Annotated in this window: 17 protein-coding genes; 1 reads left to right on the top strand and 16 read right to left on the bottom strand. The window is 40.8% G+C overall.

Annotated features, from left to right (window positions below; genetic code table 11):
• On the top strand, positions 1-234 hold a 234-nt coding region (locus tag CKK03_RS23915; protein WP_218962796.1), incomplete at its 5' end, for a hypothetical protein.
• A gap of 306 nt (positions 235-540) precedes the next feature.
• On the opposite strand, the gene cccB is transcribed toward CKK03_RS23915, so the two are convergent.
• From cccB to CKK03_RS04005, 16 genes are all read right to left on the bottom strand, one after another.
• The gene (cccB, locus tag CKK03_RS04080) at positions 541-885 is read right to left on the bottom strand and encodes a cytochrome c551 (protein WP_099361349.1); all 345 of its coding nucleotides are present in this window, start codon (positions 883-885) and stop codon (positions 541-543) included.
• 55 nt (positions 886-940) lie between these two features.
• Entirely contained in the window at positions 941-1,807 is an 867-nt protein-coding gene (locus CKK03_RS04075) for a YitT family protein (RefSeq protein WP_099361348.1), read from the bottom strand.
• A 221-nt stretch (positions 1,808-2,028) separates the two neighbouring features.
• Entirely contained in the window at positions 2,029-5,784 is a 3,756-nt protein-coding gene (locus CKK03_RS04070; RefSeq protein ID WP_099361347.1) for a lamin tail domain-containing metallophosphoesterase family protein, read from the bottom strand.
• A 320-nt stretch (positions 5,785-6,104) separates the two neighbouring features.
• Positions 6,105-6,908: a YfjC family protein gene (locus tag CKK03_RS04065; protein ID WP_099361346.1), complete on the bottom strand. Its 804-nt coding sequence runs from the start codon at positions 6,906-6,908 to the stop codon at positions 6,105-6,107.
• Positions 6,909-6,980: 72 nt separating this feature from the next.
• Positions 6,981-7,322, bottom strand: a complete 342-nt coding sequence (locus tag CKK03_RS04060; protein ID WP_099361345.1) for a hypothetical protein — start codon at positions 7,320-7,322, stop codon at positions 6,981-6,983.
• A 23-nt stretch (positions 7,323-7,345) separates the two neighbouring features.
• On the bottom strand, positions 7,346-8,578 hold the full coding sequence (locus tag CKK03_RS04055; RefSeq protein ID WP_099361344.1) for a hypothetical protein: 1,233 nt from the start codon (positions 8,576-8,578) through the stop codon (positions 7,346-7,348).
• Between the two features lie 78 nt (positions 8,579-8,656).
• Positions 8,657-14,032, bottom strand: coding sequence for an Ig-like domain-containing protein (locus CKK03_RS04050; RefSeq protein WP_245864026.1), 5,376 nt, complete (start codon positions 14,030-14,032; stop codon positions 8,657-8,659).
• Between the two features lie 5 nt (positions 14,033-14,037).
• Complete coding sequence (locus CKK03_RS04045) at positions 14,038-14,607, bottom strand: hypothetical protein (RefSeq protein WP_099361342.1); 570 nt, start codon at positions 14,605-14,607, stop codon at positions 14,038-14,040.
• Between the two features lie 62 nt (positions 14,608-14,669).
• Positions 14,670-16,610 (bottom strand): serine/threonine-protein kinase, encoded by a 1,941-nt coding sequence (locus tag CKK03_RS04040; RefSeq protein WP_099361341.1) that lies wholly within the window; start codon positions 16,608-16,610, stop codon positions 14,670-14,672.
• 31 nt (positions 16,611-16,641) lie between these two features.
• Positions 16,642-17,409, bottom strand: coding sequence for a PP2C family protein-serine/threonine phosphatase (locus tag CKK03_RS04035; RefSeq protein WP_099361340.1), 768 nt, complete (start codon positions 17,407-17,409; stop codon positions 16,642-16,644).
• Positions 17,410-17,465: 56 nt separating this feature from the next.
• Complete coding sequence (locus tag CKK03_RS04030; protein WP_099361339.1) at positions 17,466-18,722, bottom strand: DUF6382 and FHA domain-containing protein; 1,257 nt, start codon at positions 18,720-18,722, stop codon at positions 17,466-17,468.
• Positions 18,723-18,830: 108 nt separating this feature from the next.
• Positions 18,831-19,133, bottom strand: a complete 303-nt coding sequence (locus CKK03_RS04025; RefSeq protein ID WP_099354912.1) for a pore-forming ESAT-6 family protein — start codon at positions 19,131-19,133, stop codon at positions 18,831-18,833.
• A 41-nt stretch (positions 19,134-19,174) separates the two neighbouring features.
• Positions 19,175-19,477, bottom strand: coding sequence for a WXG100 family type VII secretion target (locus tag CKK03_RS04020; protein ID WP_099354911.1), 303 nt, complete (start codon positions 19,475-19,477; stop codon positions 19,175-19,177).
• Positions 19,478-19,588: 111 nt separating this feature from the next.
• On the bottom strand, positions 19,589-19,780 hold the full coding sequence (locus CKK03_RS04015; protein WP_099361338.1) for a hypothetical protein: 192 nt from the start codon (positions 19,778-19,780) through the stop codon (positions 19,589-19,591).
• Positions 19,781-19,805: 25 nt separating this feature from the next.
• On the bottom strand, positions 19,806-21,203 hold the full coding sequence (locus tag CKK03_RS04010; RefSeq protein ID WP_099361337.1) for an Mbeg1-like protein: 1,398 nt from the start codon (positions 21,201-21,203) through the stop codon (positions 19,806-19,808).
• Positions 21,204-21,208: 5 nt separating this feature from the next.
• Complete coding sequence (locus CKK03_RS04005; RefSeq protein WP_099361336.1) at positions 21,209-21,934, bottom strand: hypothetical protein; 726 nt, start codon at positions 21,932-21,934, stop codon at positions 21,209-21,211.
• Positions 21,935-22,277: the final 343 nt, after the last annotated feature.

The following is a 22,277-nucleotide window of genomic DNA, read 5'->3' as shown; positions in this document are numbered from 1 at the left end:
CAAAATTTTGATTATATCGGACATTGTTACCGGGATATCGGACATTGTTCCAGTTTTATCGGACACAACTCTGAATTTATCGGACATTCACCACTTTTTATCGGACACAACCTATTTTCGCTCATTTTAAAAGCCTTCCGGTTCACCCGGAAGGCAGACTATCTAATCATTTTTTTGGATATCGGACAAAATTTTGATTATATCGGACATTGTTACTGGGATATCGGACATTGATCTAGTTTTATCGGACTCAACTCTGAATATATCGGACATTCACCACTGTTTATCGGACATAACTCTTGTTTCGTCCATTTTAAAAGCCTTCCGGTTCAACCGGAAGGCAGACTATCTAATCATTTTTTTGGATATCGGACAAAATTTTGATTATATCGGACATTGTTGCCGGGATATCGGACATTGTTCCAGTTTTATCGGACACAACTCTGAATTTATCGGACATTCACCACTTTTTATCGGACACAACCTATTTTCGCTCATTATAAAAGCCTTCCGGTTCACCCAGAAGGCCTGACATACTACTTATTTTTTCTCAGATAGCCATGTAGCTACTGCGTCTTTTTCTTCACCTTTAATGATGCCACCAGGCATTGAGCCTTGGCCATTTTCGATGATTCCAGCAATTTCGTCTTTGCTGTATTTAGATCCAACTTTAGTTAGGTCAGGACCTGCTCCACCACCAAAGTCTTGTCCGTGACAAGATGCACAGTTTTGTTTAGCGATTTCTTCAGCGTTAACGGTAGCTTCTCCACCGCCGTTATTATCACTTGCTGGTGCCTCTCCTGCATTGTCGTCCCCACCGCCACATGCAGCTAACGCGAATACAAGTGATGTTCCTAATAGAATACTGAATAGCTTACGTTTCACAGAATTTACCCCCTGTAATAAATTTTTCCATTATACAATTTTTATTATACCCCTTTTACGCTCTTTTAAAACCCTCACCTAATACCTCTGCAGCATCCATAACAACGACAAATGCAGATGTATCAATGCTTTGAACCACTTGTTTCAATTTTGTGAACTCTTTTTGTTCCACTACACACATGAGCATCGGTCGCTCATCGTCAGTATAACCCCCATATCCAGAGAGCTTGGTTACCCCTCTGTCCAGTTTGTCAAAAATCTCTTGTCGCACTTCGTCCTGACGGTTCGTAATAATAAGAGCCATTTTCGAATTTCCTAGACCTACCTGTACCAAATCAATCGTTTTACTTGTAACGAAAAGTCCAATTAACGCATAGAGCCCACTCTCAATATCAAACACAATTGCCGCGGTCACGACAATCAAGCCGTCAATAAAAGCAACACTTTTCCCAAGGGAGATTCCTGTATACTTATGAACAATCTGAGCGGCGAGGTCTGTCCCACCAGTTGACGCATTGCCCCGGAAAGTAATACCGAGCCCCAAACCGACTCCAATTCCTCCGAATAAAGCACCAAGCAATGGATCGAACGTTGCGGGTTCCAGATTTCTAGAAAGATAAACAACAAATGGTAAAAAAAGAGTGCCAATTAACGTCCTGGCACCATACATCTTTCCTAGAAAAATGATCCCTGCAATGAATAGTGGAATATTAAATGCCCACTGAACATAGGCTGCTTCCCAACCGAAAAGGGAGTTCAGGATGGTACTAATCCCGCTCACACCACCAGATGCCACCTTGTTCGGCAGTAGAAACAGATTAAACGATAGAGCCACTGTGGCAGAACCTAGTAGTATGTATATGAATTCCTTTACCTTTTGAAGTGTTGGATGAACTTCGTGCTGACGTCTTCTTCTATTCATGAAACTACCTCCGTATACAATCCTAGCAACTAGCACCGTTCAAATGACAGATGCTTCTTGCCTTGGCGTGTTTGCGCCCAAATAACCTTTGGAAGTATAACATGGCTTCAAAAGCAAGTAAACGCCAGCAAAATAACGTGGTAAAGCAACAAAATATACACCTACATCATTAGTTTGTAACGATAAATAAATTATTATTACAAAATAATGATTCATTTGAGCTAATGGCTTGAAATTTTACGAAATGTCCAAATATCCGAGACTGCTCGTCCTGTGTATTTGTCTTCAACAACAGCATACCACGAGTATGACCTGTCACTTTCTAGCCCCGTCCACAAGGCCTTTGCAGTTTTGCCGCTTTTCGCCTTATCAGTTCCGATTACCCGATTTGTATAAACATTAACCGTAAAGTAATCGGTTGCGACCCGCTTGGTCACTGGTGCTAAATCCATCTCAATTACAAATTGATCTTTCTGCGGATAGATATCTAGGTCGTAAAAATTGTAGTCATCCATATAAGGTGAGTACGTTTTAACCAAAATTCGATTGTTATCTTGGTCAAAATGCAGGAGCCTCATATAGCCTTGACCACCTTCTGGCCCAGCTTGATAATCGGCCAACATTTGTGTGACGGTACGGTCTGGCTTCCCATCACCATCATCATCAATTTCGTCCACATAGGTTTGTGCCTCATGATAATGGCCACACAACACCATAATGACATTTTTGTTTGGCACAACAATTTCATTAAAAAGCCTCTCACCTATCGGATGCCTTGTCCCTGTGGCAAGCAAGTATTCATGGAAGTTTAAAATCGCTTTGCGATCTGGGTGGGCAGCTAATACATCATTTACCCATTGAATGCCCTCTTCTGTTATACCCCAGCCAAGGTATACCATAATAAAATCATTACCGCCCGCTGAAATTAAATCGTAATGGCCACGATTGTTTCGGTACGAACCGCCATAATAAGGTTTATTTTTAAAACGGTGCTTCCCAAAATACCGATAGAACTCGGAATAATCATTATTTACCTGGTCAACATCATGATTTCCAGCTAACACACCGTATGGAATGTTATTGTCATCCAAAACCTTCATATATTTATCCGCATTTTGCCACTGCTTCTTCTTCCTTGATTGATTGACCAAATCACCGGTATGAAACACGTACTTGATACCCAGCTTTTCCTTCATTTCTGCTATCCATTCCGTTTGTTTCTTAAAAATCTCCGGATAGCTCTCCGAGTAAAATTGGGTGTCGGACATCCAGACAAAGGTGTAATCAAATTCTTCTGCAATTTCATCTTGAATCAGGACATTGATTTTTGAATCGTTCACATAGTCACTTACTTTCACATCAGAAGCTAGCTTGAAATCTTTTGAGCCTGCTACCTTAAAATCAAGCATAACCCATTTGTCCTCATTGTGATTCCAGGCGTACATTGAAACCTTTCTACCTTCAAGCGAATTCCCTTTCCATAAAAGCTCAACCCTGTCATTTTCACCAAGAGACTCATCAACCGTGACATCAAAACGGTGGTACGGAAATTTCGTGTCAGAATCCGTGACTAAATAGCGACCATCTGCTTTTGAAACAAGTGAGATATCTTCTGGTGTGAATGCTTCCTCCCCTTCTGGAACCATCCTATTTGGGGGCTCAAACTCAGTGGCATTTTTAAATCCTTTTACACTCGAATTTAGGTCATGCTTGTAAGCTTCATAAAAGGTTACATCGAGCTTATCCTTTGTCGGATCCTTAACCTTTACTTGTAAAAGTGGATCCCCGTCAATCTTACCCTTCGGAGAAATACGCTCTGGTTTTTTCGGATTTTCATTCACAACTTTAAAATAGAAAACATCCTTTGTTTCATTTCCTACTTTGTCTATCGCATGTACATTGAGTTTGTGTTTACCTGGCTTAAGCGTTGCGGACGATGTTTCAAACGGAACCTCGATTTCCTCTCCATCTAAGGTTACCGTCTTTTTTTCAATACCAGAAAGCTTATCTTTCACGTCCACGTCAATTGTAAAGGAACCCTTGTATGGTTTCTTTTTCAGATTTGTTTTGATAGTTGGAGCCCTATTATCAACTAAAACTTGTGAACTAACCATTTTATCTCCGGCCTGAACTGTGACCAAATGTTTTTTGTCGTTTACCTCAGTTGTGTTCCATTTATAGGTGAGCGAACGTGCCTCTTTTTCCGTAATAGTAAAGGTAAAATCGGCATACTTACGCTGATCACCCATGTTCAAGATGCGACTTGGGTCGCTATAAATCGGATCCTTACTCACAGTTCCATCGCCAAGGATGAGTCGAACGTTACGCAATTGAAAGTCATCGCGATTTTCCCTCGACCAAAGTTCAAACGGTGAAGCCTTGTTTCCGGAACGAATCGTAATCGTTGTATTGCCTACAGGAAGTCGCTCCGGCTCAATCGGAATCGTAAAAGTTTTCCATTCAGTGAGCCAGTCCTGGTCCATGACATGTAAAACTTCCTTGCCCATCGTGACAGCATTTTGAAAATACGTATTCAAACCATTTGCCTCAAACGCAAAATAGGCGGTGTGTTCAAGTGAACGATAGATACCCTCTTGAACCTCGTTTCCGTCAATCATCAGCTTCATTGGCGTGTTTTCTTCTGAAGTAGCCTTGATTATTTTTTCCCCACGAAGCATTTCTTCATTTTTCAGATTGAGTCTTAGACTAGAGTGATCGAGTTCATTCTTGATGTTTATCCGATAAGTCTCACTTTTAGCTTCATTGCTGCCATCGGATACGACATAGTAATAATCAATATACTCGCGTCCAATTAATGCTGGTGCATGAATGGTGTGATGATAAAGTAAATCATCGTAACTCTCATGTAACACGACTTCATTGAAGTCATCATCTTGGTCGATTTTATAATGCAACTTAACAGATTTAACGGTATGGTTGTCTGTTGCATTTACGATGAGTTCCAGATTGTCTTTTTGATCGACTTCAGAATTTAATGTTAAGTCCTCAATACTCGGTGGGACACTATCTTCCTCCATTTGAACGGGCTTTTTCGGTACCTGGTAACTTTCCACCTTACCAGGAGTTGCATCCTTTGTGCCGATTCTTTTAGAGACCGAGGATTTGTTGGTTGGATATCGGTATATAATTGCCTGATCAACTTCCGTCTTGTTATAGTAGGCGACGGAAATTTCGCGATGCGTATTCGTTCCAATCACGACACCGCGCATGCTTTTATTTGCCATACCTCCACTGTGAATCCGAACAATATCCTGATTTTCTTTCAAATCAGTTCCATAATGCGCATTAAAATCCTCCACCGTCTGCTCGCTATTTTCACTATTGATGATCCATAGCACAAGCGTTTTGCGGGCAGGAATGACAACATTCTCTTTGACAGAAGGCCACATCACATCTGTTCGGCGATTCTTTCCGTATCGATAGTAAAGCTTATAATCCTTGAAGTTGATTGCTTTGTTGCTGTTATTGTAGATTTCTACAAACTCAAATCCATCAGCACTGCCCAGATTCGTTGAGTCCGGAAGAACCTCTGTCACAAGCAACTGAGGCATTTTTGTAAAATCAATCTCTTTTTGAATAACCTGGATTGTGTTCACGTCCGTTTTTTCCGTATTGGTCCCGTCGCTCGCCTCGATATAATAAGTGATCTCATCATATACGTGGAAGCCCGGGATTTCGGCAATGTATGTTTCCTCGTTCAATTTCATCGGAATTCCTTTGAAATCGTCTGAATCACCCGCTTTATAAAAAAGCGTCACATTTTGGATGGCGGTGTCATCCGTAACACCAGCCTTGATTTTGATGGGTAAAAGTGGCTCACTTGTGGTTTTCGGTTTATGTGTGATGACCGGAGCTTTTGTGTCCCGTTGTGCAACTACCATCTCTGGGCTTACTGTAGTTGTTAAAAATAGAATAAATAGAACAGCTATTTTCAGCACGTGTTGCCAAAAAATCATACAGCATACCCTCCAGAATTATTTTCCAATCTTAGTTTGCCAATTGCTTATAAAATGATGTATAAACAAGTGTGAAATAAGCAAAAAGGACTAGTTCTGGGGATAAAAAAAAGACGACTTATGAAAGTCATCTTAATCAGATACGCCAAGGCGTATCTGCGCCCAGATTTTTTCGCGCCAATGCGAAAAACTTCATTTGAAAATCTGTGGCATCCGCCGGAGGCTTTAACTTTATTCAAATAATGTTTAAAACAACACTTAATATAATTCCTTGCACTTATCCTAGTTACAATATCTAGGGGAAATAGTCCTGAATAAAGTTAAACTTCAATGGCGGCTGCCACGCTGCCAACTGCGTCTAGCATTTCGTGCCACTCCTCGTACGTATTCAGTTTAATGTGGACTGGATTTTTAGCATCTTCTATATATTCAACAATCCACATTCCTTTTGTTGATGGTAAAAAGAAGACGATGTTTGCAAGGAGAAAATCACCTTCAATGTTCGGGATTTCGAAGTGTGAAATATTATAAAGCGACCATTCATGCTCTTCTAGGTCCTCAGTGAACAAATTAATACTCTGTTCCTCAGTCGGTGTAAACTTTGCTTTCTTCCGGACCTTCTCTGTTTTTGACTGGTCACTTAACCAATCGAACAAATTGTCTGTGAGAAAGAATTCCTGTGTTCCCTCGATTTTTGTGCCTTCGAATGAATAAAAGTCTTTGATCACCGTTGGAATTTCATCATTTGATAATAACGCGAATTCATGCATGATGTCTTCTGCGATGACATGGGCAAGCCAAATATCTTCTTCGAAATGGTGGATCATTAATACGTTTCGACCCATCATATTCGAACAACGAATCATCCATTTGGATTCAACATACTGCTTGATAAAGATTTGCATTTCTTCGCTAAGTGGGTGCTCATCCTCACCTGTTTTATTTGGGTCCCATAAGGACTTGATTACCAACTGGTGGATCGTTGATTCCATGATGGCGTCCCATTCTTCAGGAGACTTTTCGCCGTACGATGCCTCTGCGATTCCTTTCGCAACAGCCGGATATCCACAAACCGTAACCAATAATGCCAATTCCTCCGTCGTGCATGTTAAAGCATGATTCATTATTGGGTACCTCCTTTGTTTTCAAATCGTGTTTAATGATTACCGTTTTTCACACCTACGAGAGAGGGTAATCTACAAAAATACTGCATGCAACGCAGTTTTAATAATATAGTAGATAAGCATAAACAGAAGTCCCAAAACGAGTGTGATAACTAACATGAACAGTCTCCGCAAAATCCATGAAAAGCGGTCTAGCTTTTTGTAAATGAGCGGACCTATTCCAAATAAGAATAAAACAATAAAGGTAAAAAGTTTGAGAAAGGGATTCTTTGTGTTTCTAAAAATCCCTGTTTCTACGTGATCGACCATCACATTTCCTAGCAAAAACGTAACTAAACATACGACGAACTGAAGTGTTAACCAAGCACCTATAACAGTAGTGATTAATTCAATTATTTCTGCAGTAATATACATAATTTTCATCCTTCAATTTTGATTTAGTCAAACCAACTACTAACGGATTTGAAGACTGATTTCCCAAAATCCTCAACTGCTCCACCAATCTTTTTACCAACATCCTCTGCGAATCCAGCTGCTTTCTGACCAAAATCCTTAATTTGATTACCATACTTAGAGCTAACAAATCCACCTACTAGTCCTCCAACAGCTCCACCAACTACGATTCCCACAGGGCCACCGAAGCTTCCAATCATAGCGCCAAGCTTCGCACCACCGGCGATTGCAACCATATCTGCTCCAACTCCTGCACCAAATCGGCCAAATTTTTCAGTCATTGATAAATTGGCGTTATTGGGGTCTACAAACTCTGTTGCATTCGCCCCTACAGAGATGACCTGACTCAAAATTGGTATTCTCTTTGCAACACTTGTAAATCCTCTTGCCTTAGCTAAGCTCTTCGCTACGTCTTTTGAACCAATTGTAATACGCTCTTGGAAACGCCCCATTAATGTTGAGCCGTGCATGGCTGCATTTACATTCTTCGAAAAACCTGCAGCATGCTTTAATAGAGCAGCTGGCCCATTATAGGAACTAACAAAGGAATGTATGGCTCTAGAAACAGCATTCGTAGGTGTGGACCTTGAAAAATTGTGGATATACCTTGCTATTTTCGAACTATAGCCACCTCGACTCGTCCAGGAAGGCTTTGCAGTTACAGTGAATTTATATTGGCCGCGAAATCTTTGCCCTTTAGTTGGCTTTCCACCAATATAGTTTATTTTTAAATTGCGCATTAAGAAAGAAGAAGTTGCCACAGACAATAATTGTGACCCTACTAATGCGACGTCTCCTGTACTCAGTCCTTTATTGACGGCATCAAAGTAAGTAAGGATTTTATGTGCTAGTGAAGATGTATCCTTGCTTGAGGTTTCAACATTTTTTCCATTTGCTGGCTGATTCGCCGGGGCCATACCCCGAACTGCCTCCATCGCCATAAACGAAGAGTTTAAATAACGCTCTGTTGACGAATAGCGAGTTACAGCTAAATTTAAAAAGGACTGCAGCTTTCTTACTTTTGCTTCCAATTGATCGATTGAAGAAGTTACCTCTGTTAGTTGCGACCGGATGGAGGTTCTAGCCAAGATTCGATAATCAATGGAATTTCTGACAGAAGCCACGCCTCCCTCAACCTGCGAAAGTTTTGAGGCTACAGTCCCTACCATGGGACTTATTCCGATAACTTGATTCGGCTTAATCGTGATTCTAGACAAAACGATGCCTCCTTTTATTCTAACAAACTACTTTTTCTAAAAACAGGCATCCGCAAAATGCGAATGCCTACATTTTTGTTACATATCTTTCTCATCTTTTCTGCGGATGATGGTTCTGCGGAGAGCGACAGCACCTGCTGCTGCAATTCCAACAAGACCTACCATTGCGCCCGCAAATAATGGTTTATTTTCATAGAACTTTACAAGTACGCTTTTTTCAACGATTTCGAATTCAATGACTTCGTTCATTTCATTACCCGCTTCGTCTTCGGCTAATACTTCCACCTTGTATTTGTTGATATCAGATAGTGTTACGGAAATGACTTTCGTTCCGTTCGTGTCTTTTACCTCACCATTGAAGAGTTCCCCATTAATCATGACAGACTTGAGTGTATCACTAGGATTATCAAGGCTGATTGAGAGTGTTACAGGGTCACGATATGTTTCGTTTTTCTTGACTCCATCGACAACGACTTTCGGAGGAGTTTTATCAATAATAAACTCAACACTTAGCTGTTGGATATTTCCTGCTTTGTCCTTCACCTCAAAGAAGAGCACGTGCTTTCCTTCTTCCTCAATTGGGTCACCAAGATTATAAGGCTGACCGTTCAAGGTTTGTGAGATGATGTCATATGCATTTAAATCCTCAATTAGCAATTCAGGAAGTAAGCTTTCCTTGAAATATCCCTCAGAAATAGCTTCATTAAATTTGATCACTGGTGCTGTTTTATCAATCGTAAACACAATTGTTCGGGATGAAACATTGTTAGCTAAGTCATAGATCTCAGCTTTTAAAATGTAGTCTCCCTCATCACTTAGCTGTACCCCATTTACAAACGGGCGACCATTTAATGTGACACTTGAGCGACTTGAATCGAGGTAACGATCCGAGTAGGTCACAGTCGGCATTTGATTGTTATTAAAGAATCCATCAATAACACCTGTGATATTCAAGTTCGGCTTTGTCGTATCAAGGATAAAGCTGATATCAATTGTTGACTCGTTACCTGCTTTGTCTCGTGCAAGAACACTGAAATCGTACTTCATTTCCAATGTAGCCGTTGGAATTCGACCTGTTACATTTGAGCCATTCATTGTTACTGAAACGATGGTGTCCTCACCTTGGTCTAGCGCAAATTCCGGTGTGAATACTTCATTAATATATTCGCCATTCTTGATTACACGGCTTTGACCTTTAAATTTCGGTGTGATGACCGGAGCTGTTTTATCAATTGTAAAAGCAATCTGTCTGCTAAATTGGTTACCCGCTTTGTCAATCGCTTCTACGTTGATCGCATAATCACCTTCCTGGCTAAAGTTGTGGCTAAGTCGAGCAGTTTGATTCGCTACTCCAAATCCTCCAGCGCTATAGCCTCTACCATTTCGTGTCACGGTGATGCGGTTCACATCTAAGTTCACATCACGAATTTCCACACTCACTGGCTTATCGACATTATAGTGTGCTGCATTTTCAACACCTGTAATTTCGATTGCAGGCTTTGTCGTGTCAATTGTGAATGTCTTGTTCGCTGTGATTGGACCATTGCCAGCCTTATCTTCAGCGCTGATTGCAATGGTGTACAAGCCATCGTCATTAAAATTGTAGCCTAAGCTTGAAAGCTTATTGGTGTTTTTCCAAGTTCCAATATTAAATACCTTGCCATCCTTTGTTACAGAAAGCACTACGTAATTTGTACCGAAGTTCAATTCATCAACAGAAACAGTTACGCGCTTGCCAGTTGGATTGAAGGACTGGTGGTCAACACCGTCAATTTTGACAACTGGATTGGTTTTGTCGATGATAAAAGCAATTTCCTCATGCGTTGTTTTGTTACCTGATTTATCCGTTGCATTGAAGTAAAGCACATAGCTGCCTTCTTCTGCAAAATTGTGCTGTAAACTTGCTTTTGTTCTAGATTGTTGTAGTGCTGGAATCTCATATGCCTTGCCGTTCTTCGTTACGCGTAATGAAGTTTGATCAATGTTCGCATCGGTTACTTCGAAAGAAACCGGCTTAGTAACATTGTAGTTCGTCATATGGTCGACACCTGTGATTTTTAGCGTCGGGAAGCTTTCGTCTACCGTGAACTTCACTTCTTTTGCGTCCGCCACGTTTCCAGCTGCATCCTTCGAAGACACCTTAATCACATAGTCGCCATCTTCGTTAAATGGAATCACAAGACTTGATTCAACACCTTGATTTTTCCACTCGTACGGTTTATTGTTGACTTTTACTTCTACTTCATTGTTTGCAAAGTTCAACTCGTTAACCTTGATTGTAGCTGTTTGCTTTTTATCGTAAAATGTTCCGTCTTTTACTTTTTCAATCGTGATAACTGGTTTTACGTTATCCACTGTGAATTTGTGCTTTTTCTCCGCTGCTTTGTTACCCGCAAAGTCATCAGAACGAACTGTTACTTCATATTCACCATCGTCTGGGAAGCTTTGCTTGAACTGATAACCTGTTGCTGTTTCTTTCCACTGTGCATCCTTAACTGGTTTGCCGTTTACTAGGACTTCATTTTTACTCTCGTCAAAATGTAGGTCATTGATGTCTACAGTTAACTTGTTATCACCTTGGACAAATCCACCATTCGGGATATCCCCGCTGATTTGGATTTCAGGTGAGGTGCGGTCAATTGTAAAGCCAAGATCCTTTGTGCTTTCAGCGCCAAAGTAGTCTTTTGCTCTTACTTGAGCTGAATAAACACCTTCTTCTTCTAGTTCAACAGTTAGTTCTTGAGTGATTAACCAGACGATTTTTTTCATCCATCCGTCTGTTGGAACCTCGATAGCTTTATCCCCATTTTTTAGTGTGATTTCGGGAACAAACGGTGTGTAGTCATCGACAGTAACAGTTAGGTTCACTTTTTTATCATTAAAATACGTACCATCTTTAATTGAGTATTTAATTGCAGGTCCTGTTTTATCGACCGTGAATTTTATAGTTTCTGAGCTTTCGTTTCCTGCTTTATCCGTTGAAACGACGTGAAGCTCGTAAACCCCTTCTTCAGTGAAGGTGTGTTTAGTTGTTGCCATCTTGCCTTCAAGCACAAGTGGGTCAATCTCATATGACTCCCCGTTGTACTTAACTGTTGCATTTGACTCACCCATATTTAGATCAGTTACCGTTATGGTTACTTCACGATCATCATTGTATCTGCCATCTTCACCGATGTTTGTCACAACGATCTCAGGTTTGATTTTATCGATTGTAAAACGAACTTGTTTTTCTGCAGATATATTTCCTGCTTCGTCAGTTGACTTTAGTTTTACAACATAAACGCCATCGCCAGTAAAGGTATGCTCTGCCTCAGCGTATCGGTTCTTTTGTTTCTTGAATTTGATGCCGTCCGTCGGATAAGCTTTACCATCCTTCGTAATCGTCAGTTCAATGTTGTCTAGGTCGATATGCGAATCCTCAACCCTAAACGTGACTTCTTTGTCTGTATTCGCAAACTCATTTTCATTTACACCAGTGATGTCAACTTCTGGTTTTGAGTTGTCAATTACAAATGTAATCGTTGAAAAATCAGCTTTGTTTCCAGCTTTATCAAAGTAGTCTACATTGATTTCATAGACACCTTCTTGTTTAAAGCTATGTTTCTCATGTGCCTTTTTACCTTCAAACGTTTCTGATTTCCCATCTTTTGTTACTGTTAAAATGGTCTTGCTATCATCTTTGTTTGTGTCTTCTCCTACAATCTCCACATCCACTTGGCGGTTGTACTTCTTATTATTTTCAGCGCCAGTAAGAGAAACAGTTGGCTTCGTTTTGTCGAGTGTGAATGTTTTCGTAACTTTTTCTGCAGCATTTCCTAATTGGTCTGTTGCATTTAACTCGATTGTGTATTTACCTTCAGTTTTAAACGTATAACTTGCTTCGGCTACTGTACCGTTCTGTTCGAATTTGATTGCTTCCGCATAGTCCGTATCGTTGTGCTTTACAACAAGAGTTGTTTTCGCCAAATCAAGTGTTAAATCTTTTACTGAAAAACGAACGGTTTGATCTTCAGGATAATACTTCCCATTTTCAACTCCAGAAATCTCTAACTCTGGCTTCTGGGTATCAATTGTAAAATTCAGTGCTGGAGATTTCGTTTCATTCCCAGCTTTGTCAAACACACTTAGTTCAACAGCGTATTCTCCATCTGTTAAGCTGCGTTTTTCTAGAGCATCTTTTCCGGTGATGGTTTCGGCTTTTCCGTTTTTCGTTAGCTTTAACACGGATTTGTTTTCATCCAAATATGTGTCAGTTGCTGAAACAACTAAATCCTTGGATTTTGTATATTTACCACCATTTTCAACACCACTAATGGTTATTTCAGGTTTCGTCTTGTCGATGATGATATTTTCATAGGTTCCAAGATCAAACCCATTTGGTCTCCAATAGTCTGTTATCTTTGCACTAAATGCATACGTTCCTTCTTCTGAAAGGGAGTATGTTGCAGTCTTTGAAAACAGAGTATTTTTGATGTCCATATCCGCAGTCTGTGGCTCGCTTCCATCCTTGATGTATGTGAGCTTAGCAGAGTGGATAGAAAGTGGGTTTTCGACCACGATATTTACGTTATCTTTATAAAAATTATTTGCTGTTTTATCTTTGATGTACAAAATCGCATCTGTTTTTACATTGGCAAAGGAAACCGATTTTGCATCGCTCACGTTACCCGCTTTATCGGTGGCAGTTATGGTTACCTCATAATGGCCAACTTGATCAAATTTAATGGACGTTCTTTTTCCATCCCATTGAACAGGATTTTGTAAATCGAAATCTGAACCGTCCTTTTTAATTGAAATAGTCACTTTGTCTTGTAAAAAGTGTTCTTCATCCACTTCAATACCTAGGTCAACATCTTTCCGATAAAACTCACCATTCTTTGGTCCAGACAGATTTACGACTGGAGCCTCTGTGTCTTTTTGAACGGTAAATGTTGTTTGTGTAGTTGGTGGCTCATTTACCCATGTGTCTTTTACAAAGTTGATCGTCACTGGGATTTCACCATCTTTATTATTAACACCAGAGATGGTTACTTTATACAGACCTGTGAACCCACCCTCTGTAATTGGAGTTATAGTTGCTTCTTTATGTCCCTTTGATAGTGTTACGTCAAAAGGTAATCCGCCTTCAGGTACCTCACCTGCTACTGGAGTTGTCGCTGTATTTTCAGGGGTCGTTTCCCCTTCAGTTTCCTCCGGTGTTTCCTTTGGCTTCAGGTAATTCTCATAGTCCTCACTTAAATCGACTTGGACTTGAAAGGTATCTCCATTTATGTACCACTCATTTGAGAACTTTTGCCCAATTTCCCATTGCTCATTGTTATATTTTATATACTGTTTTGTTTCAACCTGAGATGATACGTTCAGGCTAAACAATACCACCGACAGCACCAAAATAAATGCGATCGGTAACCAGAGTACCGATTTGTTTTTTCGGTAGCTTTTTGAGATCATTGCTATCACTTTACTACGCTCCTTTTTTCGATCAGTTTATTTGTATGGACAATCATGACATCGACTTCGATTTGGAAATCAGATTCTTCTTCTTTTTCAGTGAGAATTGCGGTTTCGCCATCGCCTTCAAGGAGAATCGTTGTTTCGTCATCCCCGACTAGCAATGTCGTCTCGTCGTCATCCTGTAAAAGGGCCGTTTCCTCTGATAAAAGTGAGGTCTCCTCCAGTAATGAAGTTTCTCGGGCAGCTTGGTTTTCTACCAACAATTCCGTCGGTGCTTGTGAACTTTCCACAAGTAAAGAGGTTGGTTCCAGTCCCTGACTCATGAGGGCTGTGTCCTCAACTGATGCTGCAACTGGATCTTCTTTTTTCCGAAGCCTGATTTCACTTGTTGTTCGCTTCGTTTCTTGAGCCTCAAGGGAAACGTGGTTGTTTTGCTTCTTTCTCATAAACCGGTTTCCCGTAATATCCGCAAAAACTTGAGAGATTTGTAGTTTCATATAGACGAGGATGGAAATAATGAGCGTAATCACCGCGCCCGCTAATCCCCCGTAAAACATGATGTTGTATTCCAATCGAGTGCCCCCCTTTCATTCGAAATGCACCGCTGGGACAAGGGACCTGTCCCTTTGTCCCACTATCTGATATTTAGATTATTCATGCGTCTGGATAGTTTTTTGTAGGCTTCGTTGTCTTTAGCGCCTTCTAGTTTTCCTGCTTTGTCAAAGGCTTCTTTTGCCTTGTTGTAGTTGCGCTGGTCTTCTTGCTTTCCTTGCTCAATGTCTAGCAAGAGATTGCCTAGCTTCACGTACGCATTCAGGCTTTTCGGATATTCCTTAATCGTTTCTTCAAATTGCTCAACTGCTTGGGAATGCTCGCTCATCTCCTGATAAATCACTCCGATACTGTTCATTACCTCTTCCTTATTCGCTACGTTCAAATCAAGAAGATTGTTGTAGTGCTGTGTCGCCTGTTCGAAATCATCTCGTGCTGCAACTTGATCCTCGGAGTTCACTCCTCTTGAGTAAAAAGCTTGCGCGAGCTTTTGTTCGAACTCAATCTCGTATTTTAACTGTAGCTGCTCATCTGGAGCTAACTCGAGAACCCTCTGCGCTTTCTGAACAACCGTGATGGCCTTCGTATTGGCATCCGCGATTTGACCTTTATAGGATATGTAGATGTTCGCGAGCGAATTATAGTTATCTACCTTTTTCACGTTGTTCGGAAGATTGTCATTGAACAATTCAAACTCTAAGAGATTTGTAGAAAACTGATCATAATCAATGTTCATGCCGCCTAATGTTGTTGCAAGCGTGATATAGTAACTCGCGTCAGGAATGTCTTTTTCATTCACCTGTTTAAAATACTTCAGTGCCACAGGGTAATCACGTTTCCGATCAAAATACGTCATCCCCAGCTTAAAAAGAACCTCACTGTTTTTATGGATGTTGCCGTATTCGTCATTTACATAGGCCTCAACTTTCGCAAGACCTGTGTCCACTTCATTTCGGTTAATATAAACATCAAGTAGATTGATATAAGCAGAAGCACGGCCCTTGTCGACTTTAATTGCTTGTTCTAGAAGCTTGATTGCCTCTGTATCATTGCCCTCGATTAACGAAATACTAGATTCATTGACAAGCCCCATATAATCCTGGAACTGCTCATTTTGCATCCCTTGATAGCCGAGCACGGACGTCGTTGAAAAACCAAGACATAAAACGGCTGGAACCAAAAAGAGATAGAGCCGCTTCATCATTTTTTTCCGGTAGCCTGCCGTGAGCTTGTTGATATTTTCAAGATCGTATAGGAGCTCCTCACTGGTTTGGTAGCGATTTTCCGGTTCTGCCTGGGTACATTTTAAAATGATATGCTCGAGTCCCTCTGGTAAGGTTGGATCCCACTGGCGAATTGGCCTTATCTCATACGGCGGGTCTGCTAAACTTTTACCCGTTATGAGTTGATACAGGGTTAGACCTAAGCTGTATATGTCAGTTCTGGCATCTGTTCGCTTACCTGACAGTTGCTCGGGCGCAGCATAGGTTTTCGTTCCGAGATTAGTCGTATCGGTCAGGCTCTCATCCTTAAACTCCCGCGCAATCCCGAAGTCAATCAGCTTGATTTTTCCTTCTGGCGTAAGCATGATATTATCCGGCTTCATGTCGCGGTAAATAATCGGATGCGGCTTTCTCGTATGTAAATAATGGAGGACCTCTGCAAGCTGCTTTGCCCAATTAATCACAAGCTTCGCCGAGATAACTTTTTCCCGCTTCAGCTTTTGCTTGAGCGACTCGCCCTCGACATAGTCCATGACCACATAAATGTCACCCTCAGATTCAATGATGTCGTAAATCTTGGGAAGTGAACCGTGGTCAAGTTTTTTGAGCATGTTCGCCTCGACAACCAGACTATTAATGAGGAGCTCGTTGTTACTGTTGTCGCGCTTACGGATATCCTTGACGACCAAAGACTTGTTAAGTCGGTTGTCCATCGCCAAATAGACAATACTCATTCCACCGCGCCCGATTTCCTTCAATATTTCGTATCTGTCATCTATAAAACTTCCGATTTTAATCAACGTAATTCCTCCTATGAATGGCCTCGACCATTCACACTACATGCGCAAGAACGATTGAGATGTTGTCGACCTCTTTTCGTTCCTTTACCGCATCGACGAGTTTAATCGCCTTGTATTTTAATTGTTTTTCATTTAAAAATTGGTTTGGACGGAGCTCCTCAAGAATCTCCGTATCCGTGATTTTATGATAAAAACCATCCGTACAAAGTAAGAACACAGTTCCCGGCTCTGTCTCGCCTGTTAGAATCACGACTTCAAGCTCCCTTGTCGCACCGACACATTGTAAAAGGACATTGCGCCGTGGGTCCTTCAAGGCTTGCTCAGGTGTAATGTTTCCGCGCTCCACTTCACGTTCGACCAAGGTTTGGTCCTTCGTCAGCCTTGTTACCTGCTGCTGAATTTGATAAGCACGGCTGTCTCCGATATGTAAGATATAATATCGCGAATGAATGATGAGGAGTGCTGTCACTGTTGTTCCGACCTGGGTGTTTGTTTCGTCCCCATATTCTAAGATTCTTTCATTTTGCTCCGTAATACAGGCTCCGAGAGCTTTGCGGATGTCTTCATCCTGTTGGTCAGAATGAAGTAGTTCTGGCAGCTCCTGTTCAAACCAGTCGGAGAGCCCTCTAACTACTGTTGCGCTGGCGAGTTCCCCATGATCGAGTCCGCCCATTCCGTCACACACGACGAACATCCCCACATATCCATTCGGCGTTTTCGCCGTTTTGACGAGCAACGCATCTTGGTTAGTTTTCTTTTTAATTCCCACATCAGTGTGGTAAGCATGTATGAACGACACTTATTTCACCTCTTTATTTCGATTCGGCAGTGTCTGCCGAGTCCCATTTCCCTTTTTTAAAAAAGCCTAAAAACAAATTCCTCGTTCGCGAGCTTGATTTTGTCTTCATGTTTGATTTTCACCTTATTTTTAGGGACAAGCTTGACGCCATTTACATAGCTGCCGTTTCTCGATTCTTGGTCCACGATGAAATATTCCCCGTTTTCGGTAATCAACTCCGCATGGACACGCCCAATGACTTTATTGTTGGATGTATAATCAGTAATCCCTGGATCACGGCCAATTTTAAACACTCGCTTGGAAAGAACGATTTTTTCCTGAGTAGACGTTAGTAAGAATGGCTGCTGCTGTTGGAAACGTGCGCCCACACCCAGCGCCGTTGTTCCTTCTTCCTCTTCCGGCTCTTTATACGCGGTGAGGACAGTTGTACCCTCTTCTTCATCAGGTTCATCTGTATCAAACGAAATCGGACTTCCCACATTTGGCTTGATGTTAATGGAAGTTCCACCTGATAGGAGTGGATTTCCTTCACCAAGCTCGGTGCGAGTGATTCGCTTGTACTGAACCTCTTCCTCGATTTCAAGCTTTTGTTTTGTCTTTTTATCGACCTTTTTACTGCTATATTCTGAAGTAATCACGCCGTTTTCTTCGGATGCCTTGATTTCACTGCTAGGACTATAATAGTTCGGTGTTTTGGGTTCTTCGTCCTGAATCGGCAGCTTTCTGAAACTTTGAGGTGAAGTTGGTTTATTCAAGAGCAACTCATTCAGCTTTTGTTGAAGCGCATATAAATTGATTTCCTCTGATGTTGCAAAATAATTATGTAGCCGCACAAAAAAAGCAAGGTCATCATTTTCATCATAGGAGTGGGAGTGTAAGAAACTGGTGAAGTATTCCCGGATTGATACCTTTTCAAAAATATTATTTTTAATCGGCATGTACAGTAGAATTAATCTGTTTGAAAAATTATCAATAAAGATGTAGTTCTCATCAAAAACAAAGTTGTTCACATTTAAACCAAGTCGCTCGGATTCAATTAATGTTTCGATGATGTTTGAAAAATAGCTATGGAGCTGATCCTTTGTGAATGGGTTCGTTGTCTGTTGGCTAAGAGTCACTTCAGAGACTAGGTCATAGCGAAAATACGCCTCATCTTCCTTGTTAATCACAACACATGGCAAAAGCCCGGGAACCTTGTTGTTTTTAAGCTTATCAGCCTCTGTAAAATCAACACGAATTGCAGGTGGCACCTTGTAAAATATGAACTTCGAAACACCGTAATTTTCAATATGTAAATCAACATGTTTAATCATTTTCTTGCACTCCCATTGTTTATCAAATGCGTACTTCAGATTTTTTTGCGCCATTACTGAATAAAGTTGGTGAGGACAACCGGCGAGGCCAATTGCCCTCCTCATGGATTATTTAAATGCGCTAGCGTTATTGTTGATTGCAGTTTCTGCAGCGTTGTAGTTTGTAACTGTGTTATCTAGGAATTTCGCATAGCTATCAATAACTTGGCGATACTCCTCAAAACGTGGAGCCAACGCATTGAAGTTTCCGCGAATTGTATTAGAAGCATCAGAGTTCCATGTAGCAGATAAGCCATTCATTTCCTTCTTAATGTCTTCTAGTGCAGTTGCAAGCTGTTGGTTTAGGTTACGGATTTGCCCAGCGGTTTTACTAACCTCGCCAAGGGAAATCTTGATTCCATCAACTGACATCGTGCCACCTCCTTTTTTAGTAGTTTTATAGGTACCTGAGATTAGTTAGTTAAGCGACGAGCTTGGTTCACTACCTCGCTTTGTGTTTCACGGTATGTTTTTGCGCTAAGCTTTAAGAACTCAGAGTATTGTCTCATCAAGTTCGTCATTTTTTGGAAGTCATCCATGAAGCCCTTGATTTGAGAAACATATGCTTGGTTATCAGTACCTTGCCACGCAGCACCCATGCCTTCAACCTCTGTGTAAAGAGCTTTGTAAAGTCTCTCATAGTCAGCAGATTGTTGGTCAATTTTAGTAGCCGCAGTGTCTAATTTCGCTGGATCAACAGTAATTGAACGTGCCATTGTTTTTTCACCTCCTTTAAAGGGAATATGTATGAGTTAACTCGGTTTTGGGGCCGAGAGAACTTTGGATTGTATTGAGTAGTGGTCTAGTAATCTAGAATTCTATCTAACTCAAATCCTTCTTAGGTCATTGCCGACTCTACGGTATTTGTCCGCTGCACTTTGCAAGCTTGATGCACTTTTGGTAGAGCCAATCCCTTTGAATTCGCGGTTGAGACCATTTGAGATTTCATCGAGTTCCCTTGAGATGGCATTGATCTCATAAATAATGCTATTAATCTTTCGTCGAACATGAGGTTTCATGGGTTACCTCCTTTTCATTGTCAACTTATTGAATAATCCTTGCCTTCCCAACTAACTTCGTTTCGTTCGCATCTAGCAATCGGGCAGCCGTATTTAGGTAGTTGATGTTTTGATTGAGCCTGTAAGAGAAAGACGTTAAAATATCGGCGCTCAACACATGACGGATATCTAAAAGGTCAACCTCCCAGTATAAAGAGTCAATCTGATTATTAAGTGCATTCACTCGGCGTTTGATACTTTCAAGTCGTTGTGCATAGTAGTAGAGCCTTGCGACGTTGACTTTCAGGTATGGTTCTACCGGGAAGTAGCCCCCAATCTTTGCGGCTACTTTTACAAAAAGTATTGCCGCCTTCGTTGCCACATTCGTGATGAATTGGTTAATTTCATCTTTCACCTGTTGTGTTAGTTCTTTTACTTTTGCAATGAATTTTGTTGCTTGTTCTTTCACCGAGTTAACTGCTTTTTCAAGTCCTCTTTGTGCAGCTTCTAGGATGTATAAAGTGGCATCGCGAATCGCTGCTGCTGCTCGATATGCCAACACTTTTGGATGAAGTGAAACTGCTAGAAAAATAGTTCCAGCAACTGGATTTGCAATATCACGTACTAGTGAAGCACCATCAGATGCATTATTAAAGTCTCCACCTGGGGTAAAATCAACACTATCAAGTCCATGAGCATACATAAGACCTTCTTCAGTGCTATTTAATTTAACTGTTTTATCCACATAAGGTGCGTATCCTAGGGATGAAACGAAGTCACCCTCGTGTACGATAAATGTATTTCGATTACTTAATGCATCTCTTTGTTCCTGTGTTAGAGTCCAATAATATAAAGGTGCACCATTCACAATATAAGATGTCAATTTTTCATCGTCTAGATTGTTGACAAGTACATATTCTGCCAAATTTCCACCTTTCGAGTGGCCAAATACATACTGTTCCCCATCTAGACCTTTAATGTATCGTTCATAAAATTCATTTGCTTCCCTTTGCTGCTGGATCGTTACTCCAATACCAGCCTCAACATTGGATACCCAGTCTGTTGCGATGTGAGCCACATTTGTTAAATCTTCACTGCCTCGATAAACAGCTGTACCGTTCCCTTCCTTATCGGTAAAAGCATAGCCTACAAATCCGGTATGGGAATTCCCACCTGAATTATTACTTGTAGTAGGGTTATTATTTTGATAGCCTACCAGCTTAATATCATGGAGTGGGGAATCACTATTTTGGTGCAGATACTTCTTTATTTCAGCAAAATTAGTATCCGATGCATCCGGTTTATTCTGATATTCGATCGACTTAATCATATCCTCGATGGTTAGAGGTTTTTTTTCATTAATTGGTGTTCTTGAATCTAGGTCATAGTACGAAAGCTGTAGTAAAAGATATTTTTCCTTTTCACTTAAATTAGATAGCGACATCTTCCTCACCCCTCAAAAGGCGTGTAATTTTCGACCACGTTATTTTCACTGTTAAGGATTAAAGCAGGGTCAAAACTTTCGCTCGGATTGTCAGGATTATTTCTCTCATCCAAACCAAGTTCACCATAAACCTTAGCATTTAAATTAGACCAGCCCATGTTATTCACATTAATTGTGCGAATATACTCTGAGATATCTTCAGATGAATCAACGAACCCAACTGAAACAATATAGGATTCCACACCAAGTCCTTTTAGAAGATTGTAAAGGTTAAAGATACCTTGACTATAGGCATTCACATCAGGTTCCCCAGATGATTTTATACCCGCAGTCAACACGACTCTTACATTTTTATTCTGCGATAAGTATTCATCCACTGTCATATTAGTCATAGATGGCTCGAATTCTTTTGAATTCACATGAAATGTAAGCTTATATGGACTATCCTCAGGCAATTCGTTTTCAATGCTATCTGCAAGCTTGCTCTGCAATTCTTGCCCCCATTTTGCTGGAATATAACTATCCATTAAATCGCCTTCGGTGTTCGCCTCCTCAACTAGGAAAATTGCCTCAGAATCATCCTTGGGGTGAACAACCACTTTATCTCCCCCATATAAATCCTGAAAAAGTTTACTTCCCTCTTTTGCAAACATGACCTCAAATTCTTTGTCATACTTCTCTTCTAAATATTGAATGGCTTTATCTTCCGTACTCGTACTGCTCGAACTCATACACCCTGTTCCTCCTATTATTAGAATGAATAGAAGAAGGAATAAGACTACCCTCTTTTGTAACCTCATTTGGCACCTTCCTTACGTAAAAATGACTTTGATTCGTAGTATGCTGGTCTAGTTGATTTAATAATTGGTCTCTGCCACTATGTAGTGGCCCAGGACAGCTTTTTTTTGAGATATCGGACATAGTTATGAATTTATCGGACATTGATTTGGATATATCGGACACAAGCTCGGGATTATCGGACCATTTAGGCCAGATATCGGACAAACTTTTTAATATATCGGACAAAGCCGTCATTTCCGGCCAGGCCGGTGGCTCCGATTGTGCCCTAACTTT

The sequence above is a fragment of the Fredinandcohnia onubensis genome, assembly GCF_002734215.1.
Lineage (GTDB): Bacteria > Bacillota > Bacilli > Bacillales > Bacillaceae_L > Ferdinandcohnia > Ferdinandcohnia onubensis.
This window is presented reverse-complemented; position numbering and strand designations above follow the sequence as displayed.

What these genes read in the sequence shown, in the direction of transcription:
- CKK03_RS04075 (WP_099361348.1), bottom strand. Translation starts at nt 1,807, where the DNA reads ATGAATAGAAGAAGACGTCAGCACGAAGTTCATCCAACACTTCAAAAG.
- CKK03_RS04070 (WP_099361347.1), bottom strand. Translation starts at nt 5,784, where the DNA reads ATGATTTTTTGGCAACACGTGCTGAAAATAGCTGTTCTATTTATTCTA.
- CKK03_RS04065 (WP_099361346.1), bottom strand. Translation starts at nt 6,908, where the DNA reads ATGAATCATGCTTTAACATGCACGACGGAGGAATTGGCATTATTGGTT.
- CKK03_RS04060 (WP_099361345.1), bottom strand. Translation starts at nt 7,322, where the DNA reads ATGTATATTACTGCAGAAATAATTGAATTAATCACTACTGTTATAGGT.
- CKK03_RS04050 (WP_245864026.1), bottom strand. Translation starts at nt 14,032, where the DNA reads ATGATCTCAAAAAGCTACCGAAAAAACAAATCGGTACTCTGGTTACCG.
- CKK03_RS04030 (WP_099361339.1), bottom strand. Translation starts at nt 18,722, where the DNA reads ATGATTAAACATGTTGATTTACATATTGAAAATTACGGTGTTTCGAAG.
- CKK03_RS04025 (WP_099354912.1), bottom strand. Translation starts at nt 19,133, where the DNA reads ATGTCAGTTGATGGAATCAAGATTTCCCTTGGCGAGGTTAGTAAAACC.
- CKK03_RS04020 (WP_099354911.1), bottom strand. Translation starts at nt 19,477, where the DNA reads ATGGCACGTTCAATTACTGTTGATCCAGCGAAATTAGACACTGCGGCT.
- CKK03_RS04015 (WP_099361338.1), bottom strand. Translation starts at nt 19,780, where the DNA reads ATGAAACCTCATGTTCGACGAAAGATTAATAGCATTATTTATGAGATC.
- CKK03_RS04010 (WP_099361337.1), bottom strand. Translation starts at nt 21,203, where the DNA reads ATGTCGCTATCTAATTTAAGTGAAAAGGAAAAATATCTTTTACTACAG.
- CKK03_RS04005 (WP_099361336.1), bottom strand. Translation starts at nt 21,934, where the DNA reads ATGAGTTCGAGCAGTACGAGTACGGAAGATAAAGCCATTCAATATTTA.